Origin of the sequence: Scytonema sp. HK-05, from assembly GCF_963872035.1 — a bacterium.
GTDB lineage: Bacteria > Cyanobacteriota > Cyanobacteriia > Cyanobacteriales > Nostocaceae > Kalymmatonema.
Genome location: NZ_CAWMYC010000082.1, coordinates 1 through 2567 on the forward strand (window position 1 = coordinate 1; position 2567 = coordinate 2567).

Below are 2567 nucleotides of genomic sequence, written 5' to 3' on the forward strand. Positions count from 1 at the left end.
AGAGGGTGTGACGATAGAATTATTGGGTAGAGTGGCATCTGGTGTAATTTGAGCATAAGCGCAATGTGCACTCCAAATATACACACCACCCATCGCAATTCCTAAGAGCCAACCCCAACGAGTACCCAACTTGGACATTGCACCCTCCAGTTTTTATGGTATTTGCACCAATACTTAGTAAATCATAATTGCACTTGCATGATTCTTAATGTATACTGTTGTAAGTAATAACTTTTATGTACACTAGCACTAAACCATTTAAAAAGTTTAATTTTCCGGAATTGGCAAGCCGCCAGTGGTAGACATTATTAGAGCATTTTATTTATAACGAAACTCTATAACTAACCGAAGGGGATAACCCCACTGTTTGTGATCAAAAGCCCGGTCGTCGTGACCAGGCTTTTGACATGAGGTGATATCAAGTCCGGTTAAATACTTATCATTACCTAAGAACCCCACCCCCGTAAAGCTGCGTTTCACGTCCCCTCCCCGCTCGCGGGGAGGGGATTAAGGGGTGGGGTGCAGTCAACGTGGAAATCATAACTAATTAGCCGAACATGATATCACCGTTTTGGGCAGCTAGCAGGAGGAGTCCCTATACCATTAGGATTAGATGCATGGGAGATGAGGGTAACTTGCCCTTTGCCGTTGAACACCCAACCCGTAGCAGGGACGATTTTTATAGCTTCAGGTTTAGACTGTGGTAAGTTCGCAGGTTCCTTTTTCCCTTGCTGGTGTGTTGTGATTGCTCTTGTGCGAGTATCTGTCCATACAACATCAGTACTGAGGGGTTCGTAGGGACTCGGGGGTAACCCGCCACGTCCGGTAACAGTAAACTTATTACCTTCTCTTGAAGCAAAGGCAGCACAGCTTGTGTCTATGACCTCTGATATATCTGCTAGCAGCGTGGGTAGTTCCACAAATCCTTTGCTGGGGTCAAAATCTGGTGTGTTGATAGTCACCTGACCTTCTAAAGTCGGGCTGGTTAGAGAAAATGCTGTAATATCGTTGGTTGGTGAATTTTCAGGCTTTAATTGGTTTGGCTCGGTGGTTCCCAACAGGCGCTTCAAGTCTTCTCGACTACGCTGTTGGATACCAAAATTACTTAAAGATTTGATTGTGATTTTGCCACCACCACCACTAAATGCATTAGCGGTAATGTCGCTGTTTTCATTCGGGACAGTCACAATAAAGCCATTGGGAGCATTGATGCTTATGTTGCCACCATTACCACTACCACTGACTGCAGTGGTGGAGATAAAACTCCTAAAATTCTGACCACGTAACAAAAGTAAGTTTCCTATCTGTAGCTCAATATCTCCACCCCTACCTATATTGCTTGCATCGCTAGTAATACTGGCATCTTCCATTTGCAATTTTTTTGCACTAATGTAGATTTTTCCACCGTCAACCACGCCTGAAGTGTTTGTATTTATACTTGTAGACTTGAGGTCAAAAGAGTCTGCGACATTAAAGTTGATTTCTCCGGCTTTGCCTGTGCTCTGTATCACGCTATCAACCACCGCATGTTCAATCTGCACATTCTTGGCAGTGATGCTGATAGTTCCGGCATTACCTATACTAGAACTGTTAGCAGTTATACGTGCATTGGGTGCATTGGGTAGATTGATCAGCACAAAAGAGTCTGTGGCATTAATAGAGATGTTGCCTGATTTACCTGAATTAGACGCACTGCTCTCGATACCTCCACCTTCCATCTGCACATTCTTGGCAATAATGCTGATTGTTCCAGCATCGCCCGTACCTGAACTGTTAGCAGTTATACCTGCCTTAGTCACCTTAAAAGAGTCTGTGGCACGAATATAAATGTTTCCTGGTTTACTTAAATTATCAGTATTACTCTGGAGAATTCCACCTTCAATCTGCATATTTTTGGCAGTAATGCTGATAGTTCCAGCATTACCTGTGCCAAAACTTCTAAGATCGATATTTGAATTGTTGACAGCAAAAGAGCCTGCGACATTAATGTTGATTTCTCCGCCATTACCCGTGCTGTCTTTGCCCGTAGTGCTAATGATACCCGCAGATTCGAGTCGAAAAGAATTTGCATCGATGTTGATTTTTCCACCATTACTTCCCGATGAAGATTCATTTCCAATACCAGAATTGCGGATTACCAAATCGCCAACTTTAATATTGATTTCACCGACGCCGCCTTTACTAAAAGAAGTCGCACCAAAACCAGATCCCTCTTCAAGCCGCACCGAATTAGCTTCAACGTTTATCACTCCGCCATTACCTGCACCAGAGGTAGTGCTGGTTAGCCCACTGTTATTGCTAACAACAAAAGAATTAGCTTTAACGTTTATCACTCCGCTATTACCTACACCAAAGGTACTGCTGCCTAGCCCACTTTGATTGCTGACAACAAAAGAATTAGCTTCAACGTTTATCACTCCGCCATTACCTGTACCAAAGGTTTTGCTGCCTAGCCCACTTTGATTACTGGTCTCAAAAGAATTCTTAGCTATGACGGTAATGTCTCCCGCGCTTCCCGATGCTGTTGCCTGAGTTCCTGCGCCACCGTTATTGTTAAACGTAATGTT

Annotated in this window: 1 pseudogene; it reads right to left on the bottom strand. The window is 43.6% G+C overall.

Annotated elements, in window-relative coordinates:
• Positions 1-563 precede the first annotated feature (563 nt).
• Positions 564-2567 (bottom strand): annotated as a pseudogene (locus tag AACT52_RS11095) (beta strand repeat-containing protein); the annotation flags it as partial.